The 26047-nt window shown below is 39.5% G+C and carries 22 protein-coding genes; 20 read left to right on the plus strand and 2 right to left on the minus strand.

Annotated features, from left to right (window positions below; translation table 11 throughout):
* The first annotated feature begins 76 nt into the window (after positions 1 to 76).
* Positions 77 to 2818, plus strand: coding sequence for an XrtA/PEP-CTERM system TPR-repeat protein PrsT (gene prsT, locus ASU03_RS01180; RefSeq protein WP_057830070.1), 2742 nt, complete (start codon positions 77 to 79; stop codon positions 2816 to 2818).
* Between the two features lie 326 nt (positions 2819 to 3144).
* On the opposite strand, the gene ASU03_RS01185 is transcribed toward prsT, so the two are convergent.
* The gene (locus ASU03_RS01185) at positions 3145 to 3447 is read right to left on the minus strand and encodes a c-type cytochrome (RefSeq protein WP_057830071.1); all 303 of its coding nucleotides are present in this window, start codon (positions 3445 to 3447) and stop codon (positions 3145 to 3147) included.
* 292 nt (positions 3448 to 3739) lie between these two features.
* Between ASU03_RS01185 and ASU03_RS01190 the strand changes: the two genes are divergently transcribed.
* From ASU03_RS01190 to ASU03_RS01210, 5 genes are all read left to right on the plus strand, one after another.
* Entirely contained in the window at positions 3740 to 4231 is a 492-nt protein-coding gene (locus ASU03_RS01190; RefSeq protein ID WP_231731459.1) for a DUF523 domain-containing protein, read from the plus strand.
* 144 nt (positions 4232 to 4375) lie between these two features.
* Positions 4376 to 4882 carry a DUF4442 domain-containing protein gene (locus tag ASU03_RS01195; RefSeq protein ID WP_057830072.1) on the plus strand — a complete coding sequence of 169 codons (507 nt, stop codon included), beginning with the start codon at positions 4376 to 4378 and terminating at the stop codon, positions 4880 to 4882.
* A gap of 88 nt (positions 4883 to 4970) precedes the next feature.
* Positions 4971 to 7925, plus strand: a complete 2955-nt coding sequence (locus tag ASU03_RS01200) for a hypothetical protein (RefSeq protein ID WP_057830073.1) — start codon at positions 4971 to 4973, stop codon at positions 7923 to 7925.
* 73 nt (positions 7926 to 7998) lie between these two features.
* Positions 7999 to 8184: a DUF1289 domain-containing protein gene (locus ASU03_RS01205; protein WP_057830074.1), complete on the plus strand. Its 186-nt coding sequence runs from the start codon at positions 7999 to 8001 to the stop codon at positions 8182 to 8184.
* 75 nt (positions 8185 to 8259) lie between these two features.
* On the plus strand, positions 8260 to 8781 hold the full coding sequence (locus ASU03_RS01210; RefSeq protein WP_231731460.1) for a hypothetical protein: 522 nt from the start codon (positions 8260 to 8262) through the stop codon (positions 8779 to 8781).
* A 70-nt stretch (positions 8782 to 8851) separates the two neighbouring features.
* Here the strand turns inward: ASU03_RS01210 and queG are convergent, their stop codons facing one another.
* Positions 8852 to 10054 (minus strand): tRNA epoxyqueuosine(34) reductase QueG, encoded by a 1203-nt coding sequence (gene queG / locus ASU03_RS01215; protein ID WP_057830075.1) that lies wholly within the window; start codon positions 10052 to 10054, stop codon positions 8852 to 8854.
* 60 nt (positions 10055 to 10114) lie between these two features.
* Here queG and ASU03_RS01220 point away from each other — a divergent pair, with 60 nt between their 5' ends.
* From ASU03_RS01220 to ASU03_RS01285, 14 genes are all read left to right on the plus strand, one after another.
* Positions 10115 to 11722, plus strand: coding sequence for a bifunctional ADP-dependent NAD(P)H-hydrate dehydratase/NAD(P)H-hydrate epimerase (locus tag ASU03_RS01220; RefSeq protein WP_057830076.1), 1608 nt, complete (start codon positions 10115 to 10117; stop codon positions 11720 to 11722).
* A gap of 50 nt (positions 11723 to 11772) precedes the next feature.
* Positions 11773 to 12261: a tRNA (adenosine(37)-N6)-threonylcarbamoyltransferase complex ATPase subunit type 1 TsaE gene (gene tsaE, locus ASU03_RS01225; RefSeq protein ID WP_057830077.1), complete on the plus strand. Its 489-nt coding sequence runs from the start codon at positions 11773 to 11775 to the stop codon at positions 12259 to 12261.
* Positions 12262 to 12280: 19 nt separating this feature from the next.
* Positions 12281 to 13615 carry an N-acetylmuramoyl-L-alanine amidase gene (locus ASU03_RS01230; RefSeq protein WP_057830078.1) on the plus strand — a complete coding sequence of 445 codons (1335 nt, stop codon included), beginning with the start codon at positions 12281 to 12283 and terminating at the stop codon, positions 13613 to 13615.
* 5 nt (positions 13616 to 13620) lie between these two features.
* Positions 13621 to 15585 (plus strand): DNA mismatch repair endonuclease MutL, encoded by a 1965-nt coding sequence (gene mutL, locus ASU03_RS01235; protein ID WP_057830079.1) that lies wholly within the window; start codon positions 13621 to 13623, stop codon positions 15583 to 15585.
* Positions 15586 to 15670: 85 nt separating this feature from the next.
* On the plus strand, positions 15671 to 16570 hold the full coding sequence (gene miaA / locus ASU03_RS01240; protein WP_057830114.1) for a tRNA (adenosine(37)-N6)-dimethylallyltransferase MiaA: 900 nt from the start codon (positions 15671 to 15673) through the stop codon (positions 16568 to 16570).
* A 167-nt stretch (positions 16571 to 16737) separates the two neighbouring features.
* The gene (hfq, locus tag ASU03_RS01245; RefSeq protein ID WP_057179399.1) at positions 16738 to 16989 is read left to right on the plus strand and encodes an RNA chaperone Hfq; all 252 of its coding nucleotides are present in this window, start codon (positions 16738 to 16740) and stop codon (positions 16987 to 16989) included.
* Positions 16990 to 17043: 54 nt separating this feature from the next.
* Positions 17044 to 18330, plus strand: a complete 1287-nt coding sequence (gene hflX / locus ASU03_RS01250; RefSeq protein ID WP_057830080.1) for a ribosome rescue GTPase HflX — start codon at positions 17044 to 17046, stop codon at positions 18328 to 18330.
* Positions 18331 to 18393: 63 nt separating this feature from the next.
* On the plus strand, positions 18394 to 19542 hold the full coding sequence (gene hflK / locus ASU03_RS01255) for an FtsH protease activity modulator HflK (RefSeq protein ID WP_057830081.1): 1149 nt from the start codon (positions 18394 to 18396) through the stop codon (positions 19540 to 19542).
* 3 nt (positions 19543 to 19545) lie between these two features.
* Positions 19546 to 20433 carry a protease modulator HflC gene (gene hflC, locus ASU03_RS01260; protein ID WP_057830082.1) on the plus strand — a complete coding sequence of 296 codons (888 nt, stop codon included), beginning with the start codon at positions 19546 to 19548 and terminating at the stop codon, positions 20431 to 20433.
* A gap of 171 nt (positions 20434 to 20604) precedes the next feature.
* Complete coding sequence (locus ASU03_RS01265; protein ID WP_442855120.1) at positions 20605 to 21186, plus strand: hypothetical protein; 582 nt, start codon at positions 20605 to 20607, stop codon at positions 21184 to 21186.
* Positions 21187 to 21312: 126 nt separating this feature from the next.
* Entirely contained in the window at positions 21313 to 22608 is a 1296-nt protein-coding gene (locus ASU03_RS01270) for an adenylosuccinate synthase (RefSeq protein ID WP_057179404.1), read from the plus strand.
* Positions 22609 to 23092: 484 nt separating this feature from the next.
* Positions 23093 to 24334: a malic enzyme-like NAD(P)-binding protein gene (locus ASU03_RS01275; RefSeq protein WP_057830084.1), complete on the plus strand. Its 1242-nt coding sequence runs from the start codon at positions 23093 to 23095 to the stop codon at positions 24332 to 24334.
* A gap of 133 nt (positions 24335 to 24467) precedes the next feature.
* Positions 24468 to 24851, plus strand: a complete 384-nt coding sequence (locus ASU03_RS01280) for a hypothetical protein (RefSeq protein ID WP_057179406.1) — start codon at positions 24468 to 24470, stop codon at positions 24849 to 24851.
* Positions 24852 to 24900: 49 nt separating this feature from the next.
* Positions 24901 to 26025 carry a hypothetical protein gene (locus ASU03_RS01285; protein ID WP_157465782.1) on the plus strand — a complete coding sequence of 375 codons (1125 nt, stop codon included), beginning with the start codon at positions 24901 to 24903 and terminating at the stop codon, positions 26023 to 26025.
* The last annotated feature ends 22 nt before the right edge of the window (positions 26026 to 26047 follow it).

Here is a 26047-nt window from a genome sequence, read left to right on the forward strand (position 1 = left end):
GCCCATTAGCTTTGCTGTTAATGGGCTTTATTTTTTTCGTTTTAATAATAATGATAATAGCAAAAGGACTCTCGACATGAAATTTGTAAAAGCCTCCCTCTGTTTAAGTATCACCCTGGCACTCAGCGCCTGTAGTGAGCAAGTCTCAGTTGAATCATACCTAGAAAATGCTAAAAGTTATCTCAGTAACAAGCAAATAAATGAAAGTATTATTGAATTAAAAAATGCTATTCGTGCGGATGGTAAAAATGCGGAAGCGCGATTTGTCTTAGGTAAAATTTATTTGAATTTAGGTGATGGCCTTGCCGCAGTAAAAGAACTTGAAAGAGCGCAACAGTTTAATTATGCCGCTAATAAAGTGCTGCCATTACTTGCCCGCGCTTATATATTAACGGACAGTGATGCCGATGTCTTAGCGTTAAGTGATGAGGCAGCAAAGTTGGCTAATGAAGAACACAGCCATTACTTAGCTTATAAAACACTGGCGGCATTGCGTAGTGAGCAAGCTGAACAGGCAACAGAGAGTGCCACTTTAGCGCAGTCCATTGCCCAACAAAGTTTATATAGTATGTTGGCTTTGGCTTATTTAGAGCTGTCTCAGAACAACAATGATGCAGTGAAAACCTTAATTTCACGGATATTAATCATAGATGCCCAGCAAGTTGATGCGCTTATGTTGCAAGGGCAAGTGTCCATGGTGACTAAAGACTATCAACAAGCGGCGGTAAGTTTTAAAGAATTCTTAAATTTACAACCACGTTCTGGCATTGTGCAATTACTATTAGCCGATGCGTTGCTTAAGTCGGGTCAAGATAAAGACGCTGAAAAGTATGCCGATGCTATATTAGCCCAAATTGATAGCCAGCCTTTTGCCCATTATATTAAAGCCATGGTTGCTTTTAATAGCAAAGATTTTGCTAAAGCCAGTGAACATGCGGAAAGGGCCTTATCGGCTAATTTTAATCAATTTAACTTAAGGTTAGTCGCGGGGGCGAGTGCCTTTTATCTAAAAAACTGGCAACAGAGTCATCATCATTTGACCATGGTGGTTAAATACTTACCTAAAGAGCACCAAGCTAGGCGCATGTTGGCTGTTACCCAGTTAGAGCTAGGCTTAGTGGACGAGATAAGTGCCACTGTAGGTGACTTTTCAGTAAACCAAGCGGGTGATGCTCAATTTCTCTCTTCCTTAAGTTATAAGCTACTAGAGTTAGGTGCAACGAGTGAAGCAAAAAAATTACTCGCCCAGCATGAAGCTACTGCTACTACTGCAGCTGATAACGCTAGGATGGGTATTTTAAAGTTAATGATGAATGATCCATCAGGCATCCAAAACTTGCAAGATGCGGTTAAACTAGACCCAAGCTTTATTGAGGCTGAGTTAGCGTTAGCTTATGCTGCGCTATATAATAATGATATTAAGCAAGCGCGAGAGATAGCGATAAAATGGCAGGAAAAATATCCTAAAAAGTCGGGCGGTTATAACTTAATGGCAAGTATTGCCATAAAAGAAAAAAAATATCAGCAAGCAGAACAATCGTTAAAACAAAGCTTAACTTTAACGCCTGACAATATTTTTGCCCTCACTGAGCAACTGAGGTTAGCGCGTCAACAAAAAAATGAGTCATTGAGTAAACAGCGTGTTGATTATTTAATGACATTGGCGCCAAGTAACAATAAAGTATTGCGTCATTATTTTGGTATCTACCGTAATGAGATGGCCTTAGAGAAATTACAATTGGCCTATCAAGCGGATAACAGCGATATTAAAAAAGCGCTATTAGTGGCTGAAGCTATGGTGACTTTAGCGCAATATAAGCAAGCCGAAAATTTACTGACTAACTTAGCTGATACGCCAAAATTACCAAAGCGCTATTGGCAATTAGTGGTATTTAATCATAGAAAACAGCATGAGGTTAATAAAGTTCAATCGGCTTTAGAGCGTTGGTTAAAAGCCAGTCCATACCATATAGAGCCGGTAGTGTTATTAGCCGATTTACATGCTAACCGTGGTAATAATGAGCGGGCCTTGCAGGTAATTAAACGGGGCTTAGATTACCATCAAGATCATTTGGTACTACAACTGGTGAGGATGCAGTTACTGCTTAATAGCAAAAAAATTATGCCGGCTAAAACGCTCTATAAAATATTAGCAGTTAGCGCTATCAATGATGCTTTAAAACAAGGTTTTCTTGGTCGCATTCTACTGCTAGAAGAGAAGTATGACCAAGCAATAGTAAAATTAACTAAGCTCTATCAAGTTTTCCCGAGTAGTCAAAATGCTGTGTATTTAGCGGGTGCTTATATGGGCAATAAAGACGAGCCTAAAGCCGCCAAAGTATTAGAGTATCATTTAACCGTTGAGCCGAATGAAAATCGCATTAAAACTATGCTGGCGGGTATCTATCTTGAAAGTGATACTAATAAAGCCATTGCGGTTTATGCTGACGTTGTTAAAAAACAACCTAACAATGTTATAGCCCACAATAATTTGGCTTGGCTATATCTAGAGCAGGGCAAATTAGCTAAAGCTTTAATGCATGCTAAATCGGCTTTTGCGCTAGCGCCTCATATTCCAAATGTTGCTGATACCTACGGTAAAGTACTGCTTAAATCGGGTGATAAAATAGCGGCGTTAAAATATGCCAGTAAAGCCTTTGATTTAACTAAAGGGCAAGACATTGATATTCAACTTAATTACATTGAAGCACTTATTGCCAATAGTCGAGCAAATGAAGCGAAAGATTTATTAAGTAAAACATTGCCAGAAACAGATGAGCAAACCCAGAAAAAAGCAAAAATATTAGCAAAATTATAACTATTTTAACTTGTAATTTAAGCGACTGCGATAGTCGACGCTTTTGGTGGTAGGGTGTGCCACGTTTTACTGGTGGCACAGCTCGTCGTAAAGCTTAATATTGATGTAATTATCAATGAAGCTTTAGACATAAAACCGCCATTAGACAGTTTCTTTATGTTTGTAATATACGGACCAAAAATAGGCTGATCCAAGGCATTGGTAAAATAAGTTAGCAGGAAATGTTTAATTTTAATAAAAAGCACAGACAAAAAAGCCCTGTTTAACTAAGTTAAACAGGGCTTTTTACCGAACTGCTTTTTATTCCGGTAGAAAAAAGCGAAAGCTTATTTCATGTTAGCGTAGTAAGCCGCTAAGTTCTCTATATCAGTAGGAGTAAGCGCCATAACCATACCTTTCATGGTTGGGTCGTTACGTTTACCTGATTTGAAATCGGTAAGTTGCTTAACAAGGTAAGCTTCTTTTTGACCGGCTAAGTTAGGATAAGTTGCTACCGCAGAAATACCGGCAGGTCCGTGACAAGCCGCGCACATCATTGATTTTGCTTTACCCGCTGCTGCGTCGCCAGCAAATACAGGAGATGCCATCATAACCGTTGCTGTTGCCACAGCAAGCATAAGTTTATTCATAGTTTCGCTCTCTTTGGTTCAAAGGTATTTGTAACCAAGGTAAAATGCCAGCATGATACTTGAGTTACAAAGATAAAATTCTGTCTTGATTATATGAAAATTAGACTAACTTGTCGTTGATTTTCTTTATCAAACTCTCTGATTAACAGCAAACTTTCATCGTATAATTAGCTATATACGATCAGATAATAGAGTGCTTCATTATGTTCCCTTTAACAAGGCCGCAGAGTATTAAGTTGTTTTCATGGCAAGGTAGAAAAAATACCGAATATTTAGCTAAGCTGTATTCGGCATGAGTAAAGTAATGGCCAGCAACAAACAATGCTTTGATAAGATTTTGATCAGTGCCTGTTTTCTAGGTGAAAGAGTACGCTATAACGGCGAAGTAAAAGCTTTAGCAAGTAAATTGTTAAGCCAATGGCAATCTCAAGGCCGGTTAATTTCCGTATGCCCTGAGGTCATATCGGGTTTACCGGTGCCAAGGCCGCCAGCAGAAATAAACCCAAAAACACTGCAAGTGATTACCATTGATTCAGTTGATGTCAGCCAACAATTTGCGCAAGGAGCTCAGCAGGCCTTAAGTTTATGCATGCAGCATAATATTCGTTTTGCCTTACTAAAAGAATCGAGTCCATCTTGTGGTAGCAATACCATTTATGATGGTTCCTTTAGTCAGCAAAAGATTGTTGGCGAAGGTATTACTACCAAGCTACTGCGCCAGCATGGCATTCAGGTGTTTTCCGAGTTTTACCTTAAGCAACTGCAGGGTTTATTAGACCAGTAGTTTAACTCTTGCTGCCACGGTTAATTTTATTTTTATTTTGAGCTTGTGGATCATAGCTAGCAGGTGAATATAATAATTTGCTTGCAGGTCTGACCAGTATGGATAACAATGCCAATATTAATTAATTCATGAAAGACTCTACTTATGGCTAACCAGTTTCATAATATAGTATCAAAAATCAACTCAGCCCCTAGCTTTATGCGTTCATTTCTTTTAACAAAGTTATTCACCAGCAAAGTTAAATTTGCTGGGACCAGTGGTATTAAGATTATTGAGATCACTAAGCATAAAACACAGTTGTCTTTAGCTAATAAAAAAAATGTGCAAAATCATATTGGTGGCATACATGCAATCGCTGCCGCGGTGTTAGCAGAGTCAGCAACGGGTATTGTTTTTGGTATGAATGTACCTAACTCAAAGTTACCGTTATTAAAGTCAATGCAAGTAAACTATCAACGACGTATGCAAGGTAGTTTAACGGCTATGGCGCAATTAACCGATGAGCAGATTGAACTCATTGAACGTGAGGATAAAGGTAGTGTCATAGTGCCTGTAACCATTAAGGATGAATCCGGACAAACCCCGATAGAGTGTCAAATGGAATGGGCATGGGTTAGTAAAAAAAGCGCTAAAAAAAGACCTAACAAATAGTGGTAAAGCTTAATGTCTTGCAAGGCTATATGGTATAAAATATCGTTCAAGGGAGCTGAACTATGTTGATGAACTATCTTGATGAATAATGACTACCAATAAAATGGATAAAAATACTAACAACTTGCCTGGTAAGCAAGTACTTGAGCAAGTACTTGAGCAAGATAGTAAAATAGCTAATAAGTCATTTTATCAATATTTCACCGTATATTTTTTGGCCATATTCTTGCTTGTTGTGGCCGCATTATCTTCTGTGCTATGGTTTACATCTCAACAAGCTAAACACTCCCAAGCGTTAATTACGGAACAGCTACTACCATTACAGAATCAGTTTTTACAACTAACCTACCTGAGCAACGCGAATAAGCTTATTGATGAATTATTGCCAAACGCTAATGCAGATAAATTAATGCCCTGGCAACAAGAGCTTTCTTGGCAAAGTAAAAAGTTGTCCTTACTACAATCTCAGTATAAAAATACTTACCAACAATGGTTTTCTAATAATAATGTTGCCATGAAGCTGATAACCCGCATTGAAGCTAGCCAGCCAAGCAATGCACGCTTAAAAGATAAATCTTTAATTCAGCTTGATTCCTTACTTGATGCCCTAGCAATTCAATTAACTAATCAAGACCTTGACTCGAATCAAGTACAATTATTATCGAAAGTAGAAAAGCAATTAACCAGCATAGTTACTATGCTAATGCCCTTGGATTTACAAACTTCGCTTGGGGTATTCGAGCAGTTACGCGAGAAAATAGATGAGATTTTTGTTACCGATTATGCCAAACAAATAGCGAATAATCTAGGTGGGAGGCAGAGTCTGGCCGATATTGTTCGAGATCTTATTCGTTTTGAAGACCTGATTTTAACCGCGGGTTTGTTGGTAAAGTGGCAAGGCTCTTTACGTTTAATGGCTGATTATCAGCAACAACTCGTCTCCCAGCAGCAGCAATTGCACAGTATTCTTGCTAGCGTCTTACAAGGCACTACCCCAGTAATTAATCATAATGTAAGCGCAGATATAGACGTTATCACGAACAAGCAATTACCAATATGGCAATTATTCGTATTTGTTGCTAGCTTAGCGAGCATTTTTGTCTTGTTGTGTTTAGTTCGAATAAAAATTAAACTGGTTAGTCAATACAGTGTCAACTGTATTGACCGCGCCTTAGATGGTGCGCAGTTGCCAATAAATGATAGCAGCAACGCTATGGCGTTTAATAAATATCACTTTGCTACTGAGGAAACTGAGCAACTGATAAAGAAAATACAACAAATAAATGCTAGTAATTATAGCGAGATAGAGTATTTAGTGCTGAGTGATAAAAATCAGCAACTTGAAGAAATAATTGTTAATAATAAGGCTACCCAAAAGCAATTAAAGCTCGAATTATCGCTGAATAAGGTTAAGGCTTCGCAAGATTATCAAACACAAATATTGCTTGAACAACAACGTGGTAAAATTCTGTACTCAAGCGTTATAAAGCAATTAGTACTATTAGGCAGTAGCGCCATCAACGCCACCATTCACACTAGCAGTGAACATGAGTCTAGTGCGGAAGAAAATTATTTATATCATGCTCACCTGCAAGGGCGAGACCTAGTTCGAAAGTTAAGACAAGCTAGTTGTTATCGTTACTGGCAAAGTAGTGACGCGGTACTGACCTTGAGTGATGTCAATCTTGTTGCTCTAATTCAGGCTGTTTTATTTAATCTAGAGAATAAGTTATTACTTGATAAAAACACCTTACGACTAAACCTAGATAAAAAAATTCTTGCTGAAGTAAACCTAGATGCAGAACTCTTTTCAGAGATGTTTCACATTTTCATTCGCCTGTTATTTTCCCAGCAAACAGAGAGAGAATTAGCGCTAGACTTGCGCTTAGTCGATAAAAATAATGGCCAACAGGAAATATGTTTTACCGGTCATGTCAAAGCTGCTGGTGTGATTAGGCAACTGCCGCCAGCACTGCAAAGCTTTAATGATGAAAGCGCCGAGCAAAGTGAAATTGGCGAGTATTTTAATAGCTTATTGCGCTACCAGCATGGCCATAATGTCAGTGCAAATTTAACTGAACAAGATTATCAGTTCAGCTTTACTCTTCCGTTAGCGGTTACGAAAAGTAAACAACAAGAAAGTCATCCGATGTTGCCATTACCCAGGAATGTAGCAGGTATTGAAAAAGCTTGTATAGCCTTAGCTGCTAAATATATCGCTATGCCTATAGAGGTGTTGCTGGCGGTAAAAAGTCCTAATAAATATCAACGTTTGCAACTATTGTTGCAAGCTATGGGTTTACAAACGACTTTTGTCAGCTGCGAGTTGATGTTACAAAAAAATTGGCAAAGTGGTCGTTTTGCTGTGTTGCTGACAGACATTAACTGCCAGGCTTTTACCCGTTTTATGGTGGACGAAGGTGACAAGGCCTCGGGAACCCTTGCCTTAGTTAGAGGCGTTTTTAGCTTGAACAGCTCAGTTGTTTTAGCTAATAAAACTGAGGCTTATGCTCATTGGCTTGTTGGCGAGTTAACTGCCAATAGTAGTATCGATGCATTAATTATCGCCATGCAGCCTTGGATCAAAGAGCAGATAAGTGATACATGCAGTACCAACAATCAAGCCCAAGTAATGCCGGTTAAAAGCTTTGCTTTTAGCGAGCAGCAAGCTGAAAGTGTTTTGTCAGCGACTATGGCGGATTCGCCCAGTTTTAATTTTGACCGTTATGTGCAACATCAAGGAACGGCGGAGATAGCGCTTTATATGCTAGAGGAATATACCGCGGAAAATAGCGAATTAGTGGCGAAATTAAGTCAAGCATTTACCATGAACGATGATAAAAACGTTGCACTAGCTATTCAAGCCTTAGGGGTTAACGGTAAAATACTTGCGGCAGAATATTTATTGCAACTATGTCAGCGTTGGCAGACCTTGCTAAGTAATCAAGCATTAGATAACAGTGCGCAAAGACAAATCAATCTATTAAGTAAAACTAAACAAGCGGTGCAAGCGATCAGTCAAGATGCAGAGGCCATCGCTTAGTTTAATACTAGTAGTGTTTTTATCATAAAGTCATCAAATCAAAAGGACTAATGTGAATAATAATAAGAAAATAATGTTAACTGACAGCCCATGTATTAGAAATTGCTGCTTAGATGGTGAAGATATTTGTTTGGGTTGTTTTCGGCACATTGATGAAATAGTGGCTTGGAGTAGTTATTCCAAGCAAGATAAACACCACGTTGCTGAGCTATGTCAAAAAAGACGAGAAAGTAGAGAGGCTAAGCCTGAGAGTACCTGATAGCTTGTTTAGCATGTCTTTACGGTATTAGCCTGGTAAGTTGAAGATATAATCAAATTTAAATAAGGACTTTTTGTGATTAATAAGAAAACCCTCAAATCAATGCTCAGCTTTACTGAGAGCCAACACCCTGCTCCTAGCTTTATCGTCATCTATATGATTACTTGGCTTGCTTGGCATAATCAGTTATTTACGCATTTTATCAATGTTCAGGGCGACTTTTTTACTAAAGTGGCCGCCGCTTTGTCTTCTATTGACGATAATCAATATATTGTCGTGTTTCTGCTTACCGGTTTGATTTTTATTGTTCGCCTTGGTGTTAATTATTTAAGCTTTAAATCTAAGCAGCTATTAAATTCGGCCGATGATGATTTCGTCAATGCGAGAGACGAGCAAAAATATGCTAAAAGCAATGATATTACTAATTTGATGGCTACGTTGACAAAAACTCAACAGCAATTGGCTGAGAGTAGAGCACGTGAGCAGAAAGTAACGGCGGAGAAGAATAATGCCATTAAAAAGTTTTTGACTGTGCAACATGCATTAGATGAAGCCAGAGCGGATATCGAGATGTTAAATAACAGCAAGGTTAGTTAATCTTAGTTAAGGTGACTAAATAGCTGATAGCCTTGTAAACCTAAGGAGCTAATGCCTTTAAACGGTAGCTCTAAGCATCTCTAGTTAGGCCTTTCTCGACAGAGCGGATCAAGCGCAAGGTTAACCTATGATTTTTCCCTTGTTCTGCTGCAACTTTCTCAGAGAGTAATTTTTTAGTGCTCTGCTGTGCTAGCGCCCAGTTAATATGATCAGCAACAAGTTCACTTGCCTCAGGTAATTTCTCGGTTAATGCGCTAACAACATTATCACTATAGGGGGCATTGCCTAAGGCCACGGCTATATTACGTAACCAGCTTTGAAAACCAATGCGCCTAATAGGCGAGCCTTGTAATGTGTTAAGAAAGTACTCTTCTGTCCAAGCGAATAACTCCAGCAAACTGATATCATCGAGATTATTTCTCGCCTGAAAATCATCAACAAGGCTGAGTTTCGCGTATTTATTCCATGGGCAAATTAATTGGCAATCATCACAACCATAAATACGATTACCCATTAATGGCCGCAACTCTTCAGGGATGGCGTCGGGTGATTCAATGGTGAAATAAGAAATACAGCGCCGTGCATCAACCGTATAGGGCGCTACTATGGCTTTAGTTGGGCAAATTTTAATGCAGGCGACACAGCTGCCGCAGTCATTAACCTTAGTTTGTGTTTCAATGGCTTTAATGGCGGCAGCACTATATTCATTACGGCTAACGGGTAACGGGATATCAACAAACAATTCACCCAGAAAAAACCAAGACCCCGCTTCTTTATTGATTAATAGGGTATGTTTACCAGCCCAACCTAATCCGGCCTTTTCGGCTAAAGGCCTTTCCATTACTGGCGCAGAATCAACGAAGGGGCGGCAATTAAAGTCGCGGCAGTGCTCGGCTATTTTTTTGCCTAATTGCTGCAAGCGTTTGCGCATTAATTTATGATAATCGCGGCCAAGGGCATAGCGGCTAATATAGGCCTTGTTCTTATCTTTGAGTACGCTAGCAAACTTAGCATTTTGTGGCAGATAATCTAAGCGTACACTGATGACTCTAATGGTACCGGGCACTAGTTCCGCCGGTCGAGCACGCATTAAACCATGGCGGGCCATATAATCCATATTGCCGTGGTAGTTATTAGCCAACCAACGCTCTAGTACACTTTCATGAGCTGTTAGATCAATATCACTGATGCCTAAATCAGAAAAACCTAGTTCTTTACCCCAGCCCTTGATTTTTTCTGCTAATTCTTGATAGTTAATAAGAGACATTGTCATACAAATAAAGTCAGCTTGAGCTCGATTGTTGAACCATTGATTAAGGTTAAGATTATCACCATGAAATTACTGTTAAGTTTATCACAAAAGCCGCCCATAACGTCAGTGTATAGTGCTGAGCAAGTATTAATAAACGAAGTCGAGGTTGCGCGAAGTCAAGACATAGCAAGCTATGATCTTATGTACAGTGCCGGTGTAGCCGTTTTTACCCAGCTATTGAAAAACTGGCCGAAAGCCGAGCATATACTAGTACTGTGTGGTAAAGGCAATAATGGTGGTGATGGTTTTATTGTTGCGCAATTAGCCCACAAAAAAAATATAAAGGTCAGTGTTTTACTTAGCTGTGCTGTTAGTCAATTAAAAGCGGATGCTCTGCTAGCTTATCAAGCAATGATTGCTGCAGGTGCCGCGCTACTTATTGATAAGGTGGCGGGAAGTAATAACGCTAAGAGCTTAGCTTGCATCGATAGCTTTACCGGTGAGGTCATCGTTGATGCGTTATTTGGTATCGGTTTTACCGGTCAGCTTAAACCTAGTTTGCAACGGCTGGTATTGAGTATTAATCATCATACCGCCAAGGTCATTAGTATTGATCTACCTTCAGGACTTTGTGCCACCACAGGGCAAGTGCATGGGGAAAACCGAGATATTCAAGCCATTATTGCGGATGTTACCTTAACATTTATCGTTTATAAGCAAGGCTTGTTAACCGGAAAAGCAGCAAATTTTGTCGGTACGTTACTACTAGCTCCTCTTGCATTGCATAACGCCTTTACTAGGCGGGTGAAAACTAATCATTATTACAGTCAATATAAACAGCCCTTGAACTTAGCCAAGCGCTTGCCTGCCAGCCATAAAGGTATAAGTGGCTTATTATTAGCCGTAGGCGGAGGTCTGGGAATGCCAGGGGCAATTCGCCTTGCCAGTGAAGCCGCTTTACGTTGTGGCGCGGGTTTAGTTGCCGTCAGTTGTCACGAACGTAATCAAGCAATTATCATGCACGGCCGACCTGAATTGATGTTAGCGCCAACAACCGCAGAGTTATTGGACAATTCAGCGCCACTGCATCAGGCGAAAACTTATCTTATTGGTCCAGGTCTAGGACATGATAATGAGGCAGAGCAACTATTTAAATTACTCTGTGAAACGAGTCAGGCAACTAAGAAAAACATCATCCTCGATGCCGATGCTTTAATATGGCTAAGCAAGACTAAGTTAAGCAATACTAGGTTAAGCAAGATGAAACAATATTATCATCATTGGGTATTAACACCACACCCGAAAGAGGCTGCGGCTTTGTTACACTGTGACATTGCTAGTATAGAAGCCGATCGTTTTGCTGCTGTCAGTGCTATTGCCAAACAATATGGTGGTGTTTGTTTACTTAAAGGTGCGGGGTCATTAATTTCTGATGGACAGCATATTGTCATCAATAATTCAGGTAATGCCGGTATGGCATCAGGAGGCATGGGTGATGTATTAAGTGGCATTATTAGTGCGTTAGTGCTGCAAAGTGATGATATTTTTTCGGCAACATGTTTGGCAGCCTATATTCATGGCGCGGCAGCTGATATTATAGCCAATAAGAATGGTCAACGTGGATTGTTAGCCAGTGATTTATTTGTCCCCTTGCAGCACTTGCTCAATGGTAAAATACCCAGTCATTAACGTCACACTAGTTGTCGCAGCAATAGCCTTAATAAAGATAGAAAAGCAAAATGAAAGAATTAGAATATTTTTTACCCGATGAAGCAGCTACCATTGCCATTGGTGCAGGGCTGGCGCAAGTACTTAAAAGTACAGCCGTTCAGCAAGCCTTAGTGGTTTACCTTAATGGTGATTTAGGTGCAGGCAAAACCACCCTGACTCGAGGTTTTGTCCGAGGTATGGGCCATCAAGGCAATGTAAAAAGTCCGACTTACACCTTAGTTGAACCTTATGAGCTGGCAAACTGGCGAATATTCCATTTTGACTTGTATCGTCTTGCTGATGCGGAAGAATTAGAATATATGGGCATTCGGGATTATTTTAATCATGATTGCTGCTGCTTTATTGAATGGCCAGAAAAAGGCACAGGGCTATTGGCTAAAGCAGATATAATCATTAATATAGCTTATCAAGATGAACAAAGAATCATCAAGCTGCAAGCAGAGTCAACTCACGGCGAACAAGTGATGACGGCACTGGCAGATATTATAAAGTTATAAAACAGTTGGGGTTAATTGCATGTATCACAGAGTTCTTCTGGCGATAATAAAGTTACGGGCATTTAGTTTACTAAGTGTTTTTTTATTATCGAGCCTATTTTCGGTAAGTAGCTTCGCCGCTAATAGCATTGATGGCATTCGTGTCTGGCCGGCACCAGAAAATACCCGTATTGTTTTTGATGTTAGACAAAAGCCGGAATACAAGTACTTTACTCTTACTAACCCACACCGTTTGGTTATCGACTTTAGCAATACCAAAAACACGGTAGCCTTAAAAAACCTTGCCGCTAATGATCCAAGGGTAAAGCTTTTCCGTTCCAGCATAAATAAAGGCAAAACCCGCCTGGTGTTAGAGCTGGCGCAATCGTATCAACTCACTGTTTTTCCTTTAGCGCCTGCAGGGCAATACGGTAATCGCTTAGTGATTGATCTTTATGATAAAAACCGTAGTAAAAAGAATGTTTCTAAGCCAAAACAAACTATTGGCGATATTATAATTGGTATAGATGCTGGCCATGGTGGTGAAGATCCCGGTTCAATCGGTGGTAAGGGCACTTATGAAAAACGAGTGACTTTAGCGATTGCTAAAAAATTACAAATACTCATTAACAAAGAAAAAGGCATGAAAGCGGTCATGATCCGCAGTGGCGATTATTACGTCAATATAAATCGCCGTACTAGTCTAGCTCGAGAAAAAAATGTCGATTTTTTTGTCTCAATTCATGCCGATGCCTTTCACACCCCAGGACCAAGTGGTGCCTCGGTCTGGGTAGTGACTAAGCGTAGGGCTGAGTCTGAGCTGGCAAAATGGTTATTAAATAGAGAGAAAAAGTCCGAGTTACTTGGTGGTGGTGGTGGTGTGATAAAAAACACTTCGGATAGTCACTTAGCGCTAGCCTTAGCCGATATGAGCAAAGAGCATTCTCTTGGCGTTAGCTTTGGTGTTGCCAATGAAGTTATTAAAGAATTGAAAAAAATAACCAAAATGCATAAGAAATCCCCACAAAATGGTAATTTTGGCGTATTAAAGTCTTCAGATATACCCTCGATTTTGGTCGAGACCGGTTTTATTTCTAATCATAATGAAGAAAAGAATTTAACCTGGTCTAAACACCAGCAACGCTTAGCCAAAGCCATTCATCGAGGTATCAAGAATCATTTTTTAGCGCACCCTTTAACCGGGTCTTATTTTGCTTCGGTTGGCTATAAAAAGCATAAAGTTCGCAGTGGCGAATCGCTATCGGTATTGGCTAAACGTTACAATATCACTATGAGTAAACTCAAAGCCATTAATAATTTAAAGTCTAATTCAATACGAATTGGTCAAACATTAAAAATCCCCCGTACTGGATAAATCTTATGACTATTGCAATATTACCAGCACGTTTGGCTAACCAAATTGCTGCCGGTGAAGTGGTTGAACGCCCTGCGTCGGTAATAAAAGAACTGATCGAAAATAGTTTAGATGCGGGTGCCACATCGATTCATATTGATGTTGATAAAGGCGGCATCAAAAAAATAAAAATTACTGATAATGGTCACGGCATAGTAAAAGAAGAATTAACCTTGGCGTTAAGTCGTCATGCAACCAGTAAAATAAAAAACTTAACTGACTTAGAAGCGATTGATAGCTTAGGTTTTCGTGGTGAAGCCTTAGCCAGTATTAGTTCAGTGGCACGATTAACCTTAACGTCAAAACCTGAAACTCAAGCAACTGCTTGGCAAGCCGTTGCCCAAGGGCGAGATATGTCGGTGCAGATAATGCCAGCGGCTCACCCCGACGGTACCAGTATTGAAGTACTCGACTTATTCTTTAATACGCCCGCTAGGCGAAAGTTTTTACGGACAGAAAAAACTGAATTTAATCATATCGATGAAGTGGTACGTCGTATCGCACTCGCCAACTTCTCGGTCAGCTTCATGCTAACGCACAATGGTAAAACTGTGCGCCAATATCATCTGGCAAGTACCCAAGCGCAATGTACTAAACGTGTTGCTATGGTCTGTGGGCCAAAATTTATTCAACATGCCGTTGAAATCGATTGCCCTCATGACAATATGAAGCTATCTGGCTGGTTAGCAAAGCCAAGTTTCTCACGCAGTCAAAACGATCTTTGTTATAGCTATGTCAATGGCCGGATGATGCGTGATAAGTTAATTAATCATGCCATACGCCAGGCGTATGCAGATTTATTACCGCCAGACACTTACCCAGCTTTTGTCTTGTTTTTACAACTTGATCACCGCGAAGTGGATGTCAATGTTCATCCCGCAAAACATGAAGTCCGCTTTCATCAAAGTCGCTATGTTCATGATTTTATCTATTCTGTTTGCCATAAAGCGTTGACGTCAGCGTTAGCAGGCGAAGAGTTATTTACTGCGCCTGAGAGTGATTTAGCGCTAGTCCCTGAGCAATCTTATGCCGCTGTTGGGGATAATACAGCACAAGTCAGTCAGGCAACGAATGCGAGTTCGCCGACAGTAAACTACTCACGGCCTGATTATGTTAGACCGTTACAGCAGGTAAATGATGTTAGTAACAGTCAATCGAGTTATGGCTACCGTGGTAATGCCCAGCAAGCTCAGACTCAGAAAATTTCTCCAGAGGCAGTGGCTAACTATCAAGCATTGATGACACCTCATACTGACGCTGCAAGTGAAGTCGCACTTGCAGCTGACTCAAAAAAATATTTTACCCTCGAGCATGAAGTAGCGACTCAGCAAGGCTGTTCAAATCAGAGCATCTTCCTAAGCATACATCAACCGGGTTATGCACTGTATGAGGTAGAGAGTAAGGTCAGAGTTTTATCGCTGTTTAAATTAGCTAAAAGTACTTATGGTAAACTTGTTGCGCAAAGCTGGCAGAAAAATAGTGAGCAAGAAGAAGGCGCTATTACCGGCTTGGTCAGTCAACCATTACTATTGCCTGTAATGGTCAGTCTTTCTGCGCAGCAATTAAAGCTGGCAGTAGCAGAGCAAGAGAAACTAGCGCAAGCGGGGGTTATTTTTGTTGAGCAAGTTAAAAATAAAATACAAATAAGGCAATTCCCCGCGTTATTGCGTGAGCAAGATGTCAGTCATGCTTTTATCGTAATTCTTGATGAGCTTAGGCAAAAGCAAAAGGTTAATAATGGTAAGCAACTTGCTGAACAGGATTTTTATCATAGTATTGGTGTTGCCATGGTGTTAGCGCAATACGATGAAACACAAGCAGAAATTTTATTAAAACTGTCAAAAAAATTGTTTAATGAACAACTTAGTGAGCAATTGCTCTTGAATTCTATCCCCCTTGACCTTACATCTCATATTAAGCAGTTACTTTAGTTCCTTTAGATAATTTAGATAGAGTTCAGTATTCGTGTCAGTTGAAAATATCATAGCGTCAAATCAGCCACCTGTTATTTGTTTAATGGGACCAACAGCATCAGGGAAAACCGCCTTGGCTATGGCACTGCAAGAAGCGTTACCTTGCGATATCATCAGCGTAGACTCGGCGCTTATCTATCGAGATATGGATATAGGCACAGCTAAGCCAAGTAAAGCCGAATTAGCACAGTATCCACATCGACTTATTAACTTACGTGATGCCAGCGAAAGCTATTCGGCCGCCGATTTTTGTCGTGATGCCTTCGCTGAAATTGCTGAGATCAGAAGTAATAACCGCATTCCATTGTTGGTTGGCGGTACTATGATGTATTTCAAAAGCTTAATTGAAGGTATTTCCCCGTTACCTACGGCAAATGCTGAAATACGCCAAGCGATTGCCAGTGAGGCTTTGACAAAAGGCTGGCAGGCAATGCATGATCAGCTAGCAGAAATAGACCCTGTGTCAGCCTTACGGATTCATCCAAATGACCCGCAGCGCTTAACTAGAGCGCTTGAAGTGTATAGGATTACGGGTAACACTTTGACACAATTGACGCAAAAAAAAGGTGCTAAGCTCAGCGGCAATGTTCTACAATTGGCCATCACTCCCCAAGAGCGGAGTACCTTACATGAACGAATTGCCCGGCGTTATCAACAAATGATTGCTATGGGTTTTGAACAAGAAGTAATTAGGTTAAAATCACGAGGTGATTTACACCAAGATTTACCGGCTATTCGCTGTGTTGGCTATCGGCAAATGTGGCAATACCTTGAGGGTGAAATTGACCATGATGAAATGATTTTTCGTGGTATTTGTGCAACCAGGCAATTAGCGAAAAGGCAATTAACCTGGTTACGAAATTGGCCTGATTTACACTGGCTAACAACAGATGATAGCAGCAACTTAACACAAGTTTTATCACTGCTTGAGACCAAGAAATAAAGCCTAAGTAAATATACAGCAATAGTTTAAAATTGATGTATAATTAATTTGTTAGCTATTTAATACAACGTTTTGTTGTGCTGTTTTCATAGTAAATTTTTCAGAAATATTGTTACTGTTTTTCAAGTTTACCAGTAACGTTTTAATAATAATAAAGGGACCATATAATGGCAAAAGGGCAGTCTTTGCAAGACCCATTCTTAAATGCATTACGTCGTGATCGCATTCCAGTTGCAATATATTTAGTTAACGGTATTAAGTTACAAGGACAAGTAGAATCGTTTGATCAGTTTGTTATTCTCCTTAAAAATACTGTTAGTCAGATGGTATATAAGCACGCTATATCTACCGTTGTACCTTCGCGCGCTGTTAATACAGCGCCAATACCTAGTTCGGATGATCAACCTTCAGATGCCTAAGGCTTTTGATGTTTTTTTGAGTACGATTAATTATGGTACTAGGATTTAACGCTATTGTTTGAACGTTATCAAGCGGGTGAGCAAGCCGTACTTGTTCATATAGACTTTCCAGATGAAAGCTGTAAAGAAGACCTAAACGAATTTAAAATGTTAGTGTCTTCTGCTGGAGTTCAAGCCTTAACCATTGTAACGGGTAAACGAAATACACCTGACTCTCGTTTTTTTGTCGGCTCAGGTAAAGCAGAAGAAATACGTGACGCAGTTCATTTAGTGGCTGCTAACGTCATTTTGTTTAATCATAGCTTAACGCCGTCTCAAGAAAAAAATATCGAAGCATTATGTGAATGTCGAGTTGTTGATCGTACTACCTTAATTCTGGATATTTTTGCCCAACGAGCCCGAACACATGAGGGTAAGTTACAAGTCGAATTAGCACAATTACGTCATATGAGTAGTCGCTTGATTCGAGGTTGGACTCATTTAGAGAGACAAAAAGGTGGTATCGGCCTTCGGGGCCCAGGTGAAACACAGCTAGAAACAGATAGACGTTTACTGCGCGAACGTATGGTTAATATTCGCAAACGTTTAGACAAAGTTGAAGTACAAAGACAGCAAGGGCGTAGAGCTAGAACTAGAGCCGAGTTACCGACTTTATCGCTAGTGGGCTATACCAATGCCGGTAAATCAACCTTGTTTAATACCTTAACTCAATCTGAAGTGTATGCTGCGGATAAACTTTTTTCTACTTTAGATCCAACGTTAAGAAAAATGGATTTACCAGGTATTGGTAGGGTTATATTAGCCGACACGGTAGGTTTTATTCGCCACTTACCTCACGATTTAGTGGCGGCTTTTAAAGCAACACTGACCGAAACTCGTGAAGCCGAATTATTATTGCATGTGGTTGATATTTCAGATGACAGGCGTAGCGAAAATATCGAACAAGTAGAATATGTACTTAAGGAGATAGAAGCAAACGAAGTGCCTCAGTTGGTTATCTGTAATAAAATTGATAACTTAGATGATATTGAACCGCGAATTGATCGCGATGATCAAGGGGTGCCTATTCGTGTTTGGCTGTCGGCACAAGCAAATATAGGCATTGAGCTATTATTTACCGCACTTGCGGAACGATTGGATATAGAAGTAGTGAATCACCAACTGAATATCCCGCCAAGTGCAGGTAAATTACGTGGTGAGTTGTACAAGTTAAATTGCATTACCCGTGAGACTTTTGATGAGCAAGGTTATTGTCACCTTGAAGTTAAAATGCCTTCGCGGGAATGGCAAAGGTTAATTGCGACTAAGTACAGTGAGTTAGTAGATTATATTGTACATTAGCTTAAATAATTTTAATTGTAGGAGCGATAAGTTTATTGTCGCCGATTATTAGTGGAGAACAGTATGGCTTGGAACGAACCGGGGAATAATGATAAAGACCCCTGGAAAAATAAAGGTGGCAAGAATCAAGGGCCACCAGATTTAGATGAACTTCTTAATGATCTTGGTAAAAAAGTTACCGGCATTTTTGGTGGTAAAACGACTAAAGGTGGCTCTGGTTTTGGCAAGAACTTTTCCCGCATAGGGCTAAGTATTCTTTTAATCGTAGCATCAATTGTTTATGCCTTTAGTGGTTTTTATACTATTAAAGAAGCAGAGAAAGGTATTGTACTTCGTTTTGGTCAGTACACAGGTACGGTTGAACCCGGTATTAACTGGAAGTGGACTTTTATTGACCGCATTATTCCTGTTGATATGCAAAGTACCCGTGATATGCCTTCATCTGGCTTTATGTTAACTAAAGATGAAAATGTTGTTCGCGTAGAAATGCAAATTCAATATCGTGTTGTTGATGCCCGCAACTTTATTTTCAGTGTGACAAATGCCGAAGACAGCTTAAATCAATCACTTGATAGTGCCCTTCGTTATGTTGTTGGTCATGCAGACATGGATGACATTTTAACCAGTGGTCGTGAAGATATTCGCCAATCGGTATGGCAAGAGTTAGAAAAAATAATTGAACCTTATAACCTAGGTTTAATTATTGTTGATGTTAACTTTAAAGATGCTCGTCCACCGAATGAAGTGAAAGATGCTTTTGATGATGCTATCTCGGCCCAAGAAGATGAGGTTCGTTTCTTACGGGAAGCTGAAGCTTATGCTAGAGGCATTGAACCACGTGCACGTGGTCGTGTTAAGCGTATCGAGCAGGAAGCAATGGCCTACAAAGCTCAAATAGTACTAGATGCACAAGGTGAGGTCGCTCGTTTCGAAAAAATCTTACCAGAATATCAAGCGGCACCTAGAGTAACACGTGAACGTTTATATATTGCTACTATGGAAAAAGTATATAGCAATACCAGTAAGGTTATGATTGATGTAGAGGGTAGTAATAATATGATGTACTTACCTTTAGATAAAATTATTCAGCAACAAAATACGAGTAACCGTAGTGGTAATACTAATTACCTACCTGCGACTCAGTCTAGTGTGAATACGTCGCCTTTATCATCGTCAAACCGCTCTGATAGATTCAGCAATGGGAGAAACTAAACAATGAAAAATTTTTCCATTGCTATATTAGCGTTACTTGTCGTGTTAGGTTTATCGTCAGTTTTTGTCATTTACGAAGGCCAACGTGGCATCGTCTTCCAATTTTCAAAGATTAAACGTGATAGTGCTACCGATGAAATGATGATCTATAAGCCGGGTTTACACTTCAAGATTCCATTTGTTGAGACAGTACGTAAATTAGATGCGCGTATTCAAACATTAGATGAACCTGCGGATCGTTTTGTAACCTCAGAGAAAAAAGATTTAATGGTTGATTCATTTGTTAAATGGCGCATCGTTGATTTCTCTACTTATTACCTACGTACTGGTGGCTCTCTGGATAATGCTCGGGCATTACTTAAGCAGAAAGTTAATAACGGTTTACGGACTGAATTTGGTAATCGCACCATTAAAGAAATCGTTTCTGGTGATCGTGCTGCTATTATGAGCAAGGCACTTGAAAGTGCGGCAAGTAGCCGGGAAGACTTAGGCATTGAAGTCGTTGATGTACGTATTAAAGCCATTAACTTACCGACAGAGATAAGTAATTCTATCTATGAACGTATGCGTGCTGAACGAAATGCTGTTGCGACAGAACATAGGTCACAAGGTCAAGAGCAAGCAGAAATTATTCGCGCTACTATTGATGCCAAAGTAACCATAATGTTAGCTGAAGCACAGAAATATTCATTTACTGTACGTGGTGAAGGTGATGCACTAGCCGCTAAAGTCTATGCCGATGCTTATACAAAAGATCCAGAGTTTTATAGCTTCTATCGTAGTCTTGAGGCTTATGAAAAAAGCTTTAGCAGTAAAAATGATATCATGGTGGTCCAACCTGATAGCGAATTCTTTCGTTATTTAAAAGGTGGCAGTGCTATTCAAAAATAGCTGGATATTGCTCGCGCCTTGCTATTTATAGCAAGGCGAGCTATTACTCACCCTGAACATAAGCCAGCATAATTGCTGGCTTTTTTATATCTAGTGATGGGTAAATTGCAATAGCAGAGTTCCAGCAAGGGTAAATTTAATAAAGGGAATAATATGACAATAAAAAAATATATGATCGCGGCAATGGCATCGTTGCCATTGGCTGCCACCTTAATAGCGGCTGAAGCACCATTGGTTTCAATAAAGAGCCAAGATGATTTTTTTAACCATATCAGTAAACATTGTGGTAAGTCCTATGAAGGTAAGGTCACGGTTGATAATGTTGCCGGTGGCAGTTTTGCTAATAAAAAATTAATCATGCACGTGCGCAAATGTACCGACAGTCAACTACAAATACCTTTTCATGTTGGCGATGATTCATCACGGACATGGATTATTACTAAAACCGGCTCAGGTCTGTCGTTAAAGCATGATCATCGAAAACAAGATGGTAGCTTTGATAAATCAACTATGTATGGTGGTCATACCAACGATGCTGGTTGGGCCGAAATGCAATCTTTCCCAGCAGATCAGTATTCTAAGGAACTTTTTGTCGCGCAAGGCATACCACAATCAGTTGGTAATACTTGGCAAATGTATATCTACCCAGAGAAATTTACTTATCGTCTCACCCGCCAAGGTCGAGAATTTAGAGTGGATTTTGATTTAACTAAGCCAATTAGTACGCCAATTACCCCTTGGGGCTATGAATAATTTCGAGCTAACTTGTTAACTTCATAGGTTATTTTAAAACCAGCACAAAAAGCTGCTTTTTTCTCTTGGACTACAAATAATTCTTTGGTAAAATCCTCGCCTAATTTACTTACGAAATAGTAAAACATGGGCAAAAATGTAGTTGTTCTCGGCACTCAATGGGGTGACGAAGGTAAAGGTAAGATCGTAGACTTACTAACTGATAAAGCTAAATATGTAGTTCGTTATCAAGGCGGTCACAATGCTGGCCATACTTTAGTGATTAACGGTGAAAAAACCGTGTTACATCTTATTCCATCGGGCATATTACGTGATAACGTAAAATGTCTAATTGGTAATGGTGTAGTTTTATGTCCTAAAGCTTTAATGACAGAAATTAGCATGTTAGAAGCCAAGGGCGTTCCAGTACGTGAACGTTTATTGATTAGTGACGCATGTCCACTAATCCTTCCTTACCATAACGCCTTAGATGCTGCACGTGAAATTGCGCGTGGTAATAAAGCCATTGGTACTACAGGTCGTGGTATTGGTCCTGCGTATGAAGATAAAGTTGCACGACGCGGTTTACGTGTTGGTGATTTGTTCTGCGCAGAAACATTTGCGGTTAAACTAAAAGAAATTGTTGAATATCATAATTTCTCATTGGTTAACTACTATAAAGTTGAACCAGTAAACTATGAAGAAGTATTAGCTGATGCGTTAGCTGTTGCCGATACCATTAAAAAGATGACAGCTGATATTTCAGAAATATTAGATCAAGCGCGTAAAGCGGGTGAGTCAATCATGTTTGAAGGTGCCCAAGGTACTTTACTTGATATCGACCATGGCACTTACCCTTACGTAACTTCTTCAAATACTACTGCCGGTGGTGTTGCCACGGGTTGTGGTTTCGGTCCTCGTCACTTAGATTACATCTTAGGTATAACCAAAGCTTACACTACTCGTGTTGGCTCAGGCCCATTCCCTACGGAATTGCATGATGAAATTGGTGACCACTTAGGTACTGTAGGTCGCGAGGTTGGTGCTACTACAGGTCGTGAGCGACGCTGTGGTTGGTTTGATGCGGTTGCCATGCACCGTGCCATCCAAGTAAATAGCGTAACAGGTTTTTGTTTAACTAAGCTAGATGTACTTGATGGTTTAAAAACATTAAAAATCTGTATTGGCTATAAAACTGAAGCCGGTGATATTATCACTGTACCGCCTACGGCTGCTGAAGGATATGAGAAAATCACCCCGGTATACGAAGAGCTACCAGGTTGGAGTGAAAGCACAGTGGGTGCAACATCAGTTGATGATTTACCGGAAAATGCCCTTGCTTATATCAAGCGTATTGAAGAAATTACCGGTATACCAGTAGATATCATCTCTACCGGTCCTGATCGTGTTGAAACGATTATTAAAGTGAATCCTTTTCATTAGGAAAACTTTACTCTCCCTTACCGAATAGAAGGTAAGGTAATCACTTAATAATAAAGTCCAGCAAAAAGCTGGACTTTTTTTTTGAAATTTTTCCTGTCCGGTAAATTAAATTTAAGTGATCCGATGTCTAGATTAATTCATTATGACTTTCATAGTGCCCTATATAAGGCTTGGCGCTAGATAATGTATTTTAAAGGGGGTTAAGTCCATTTTAGCTTGGCTAAGTTAAGTTTGTTATTGAATACTTAATTAGAAATAGCCACTATTTATCAAAATGATATGAATTTAACCTATGATAGAGTCTTATTAGTTATAGCTTACATCGATGTTATATAGTAAAACGGACTTGTATTGAGCTAGCTAATTGCAATACCATATAAGTAAGTAAATGCCAGTGATACTGATATCGATAATAAAAAGAAAATATGGCTATACTTGCCTTAATAACAAAACTAACACTATTAATAACGCATAAGGAACCCTCATGACAGATCTACGCCAGCAAGCTTTAGATTACCACTCCCTACCTACGCCAGGTAAAATTAGTGTCGCATTGACAACATCAGCTGAAACAAGTTATGACTTGTCACTCGCTTATAGCCCAGGTGTGGCCGAGCCCTGTCGTGAGATTGCCAAAAACCCAGACGATGTATATAAATACACAGCTAAAGGCAATACTGTTGCGGTTATTACTAATGGTACGGCGGTTTTAGGCTTAGGTAATTTAGGTCCTATGGCCTCAAAGCCTGTTATGGAAGGTAAGTCGTTATTATTCAAACGATTCGCCAATATTGACTCTTTTGATATTGAAGTTACACATAAAACGGTTGAAGAGTTCATCAATACCGTTGCCAGTATTGCGGATAGTTTTGGCGGCATTAACCTCGAAGACATTAAAGCGCCAGAGTGTTTTGTCATCGAAAAAGCTTTAATTGAGCGTTGTGCTATTCCAGTGTTTCATGATGATCAACATGGTACGGCAATAGTCACAGCTGCAGCTATGATGAATGCGTTAGACATCCAGGGCAAAGATATTAAACAAGTTAACATCGTTTGTTTAGGTGCGGGTGCGGCAGCAATAGCTTGTATGGGATTATTGATCAAGTGTGGTGCCCAGCGTGAAAAGATTTACATGTTAGATACTAAAGGTGTAGTACATACACGTCGTACTGATCTTAATGAATATAAAAAACTATTTGCCAACAATACCGATAAACGTACCTTAGATGATGCTATTGCAGGAGCTGATGTTTTTGTTGGTGTTTCAGGTCCTAATCTTCTGTCGCAAAAACAAGTAAAATCCATGGCGAAAAATCCAATTATTTTTGCTTGTTCTAACCCAGATCCAGAAATTAAACCTGAGCTTGCTTTAGCTGTACGTGATGACTTAATTATTGCTACAGGGCGTTCAGATTATCCAAACCAAGTTAATAATGTTTTGTGTTTTCCGTTTATTTTTCGTGGCGCCTTAGACGTTCGCGCTCGTACTATCAATGATGCCATGAAGATTGCTGCGGTACATGCCATTAGAGCTCTTGCCAAAGAACCAGTACCGGCTGAAGTACTTAAAGCAAGTGGTGAGTCGGAGCTTACCTTTGGCAAAAACTATATTATCCCTAAACCTATGGATTCTCGTTTATGCGCCGCTGTTGCTAGGGCTGTTGCACAAGCAGCGGTAGACTCGGGTGTTGCTGCACTAGCAATGCCAGAAAATTACATGGTTTAGCTGTGTAAATAAGCTAAAGTGTAAAGGTAAGCAATACACTGGTTAATGTTGTTAGTCTTTGATTATTTTGACAACAATGTAAATAAAGGTCATGGTATGAAATTACCTTGGCCTTTTTTATTGGATAAATATTATGAAAGAAATTTTAATCGCTGCAGTCACACTGAGCTTGTTAGTTGCTGGTTGCTCACAAGCACATGAACTATCAAACAATGAAAATAAAGTTACTGAGCTAAGGAAGGACAATATGGATAACTCAGCAAAAAAAACCTGGCAACAAGTTACCGTAAAGTATCTGGATTTTGAAGGTGGCTTTTACGGCTTAGTATCAAAAACAGGTGACAAACTATTACCGATGAATCTTGCCAAGGAATATCAGTTACCAGGTACAGTACTAAAAGTTCAAGGCCATGTAATTAAAGACATGATGACCATTCAACAATGGGGACAGGTTTTTAAAATAACTGAGGTCGAATTAATAAAATTAGGTAAGGCTAATACGGGTGAAGCTTTTTAATTACTAGATCATACTTAGCTGCAAGATAATGTATATCAAAGGAATCCAAGTGAAAGGGAATTTAAACATGGTTCGTATTGTTCAGACTTTTTTTATTTTATCATTTTTACTTTTAGTTGGCTGTTCTCGACTAGATCTGCACTTGGCTGAAAAGGCTTACGCACAAGCAAAGACAACAAAGCAAGCTGAGCCCATTATTGTAGCACTCAGTACCTTAGCAATGTTAGCGCCTGAATTATATCAAAGCAAACTCAATTCGGCGCAAATGGCATTAGTCGAGCTGCAAAAGGCTAAGTCCTATATGGCAGAAAGCAATTTTTATTTAGCTTATCTTGCCAGCCATATGTCATATCGAACTTTACCAACAAAAGAGAGTAAAAGTGTACTTATACAGGTAGGGAGAAAATTACGTTATTTACTCAATGTTCAGGCAAATATAGTTAAATCATTTCAGTATTTACCCAAATCAATTCCAGCACTTCTCTCTAAATATAAAAATAAGCCCGCTGTTGAATGGGATTTGATCGAAGTAAATAGCGTAATTGAGCAGTTTGTTAGCTCCGCGAAAGCGATAAAAAGGTCATTGACAATTATTGAGCTTGAAAAAGGGACTAGCTTATCTGCTGAAATTAAACAGTGGCAACTTGCTCTCCATAGTCAGTTGCAAATGATTAACCAAATAAAAACCCACTTAATTAATTTAGCACTTTATAGTAGTGCTAACGTTCTTGAAAAAATTAATGTTCAATTAACTGAAGACAGTGCTAACTTGTTGTCTCTTGTGCGTGAAAATTTAGCTGAAGAGGCAATGCGGCCGAATTTTATTAAAGCAAATGAAGCATATCAGCCTTATTATCACTTGAATGAAAACTTAGCTTTGGCAAGTTCCTCATCTCGAGGCAATAGTCATGCTACATGGTATTCATCTTGGCATAGCATTGAAGTTGAAATTCTGGAAAGTAGTGCCTCATTTTCTGAGTATCCACTAGTTTTTACGGACAGAGCTAAGAAGTTAAGCCTATTTAAGGATGAGGCAATGACTACAGAGCTTAACTTAGAGCAAGGTTTTTTTAAATTGAACTCGTTCATAGGAAATCATCAGGCCATTTATAGCTTGATTGATAAACTGAACAGAGATCGCATGATATTAAACTACGGTGAGCCTTCAGCTTAAAAAGATAACCACAATCGAAAAG

It is taken from the genome of Colwellia sp. TT2012 (genome assembly GCF_001440345.1).
Taxonomy (GTDB): domain Bacteria; phylum Pseudomonadota; class Gammaproteobacteria; order Enterobacterales; family Alteromonadaceae; genus Colwellia.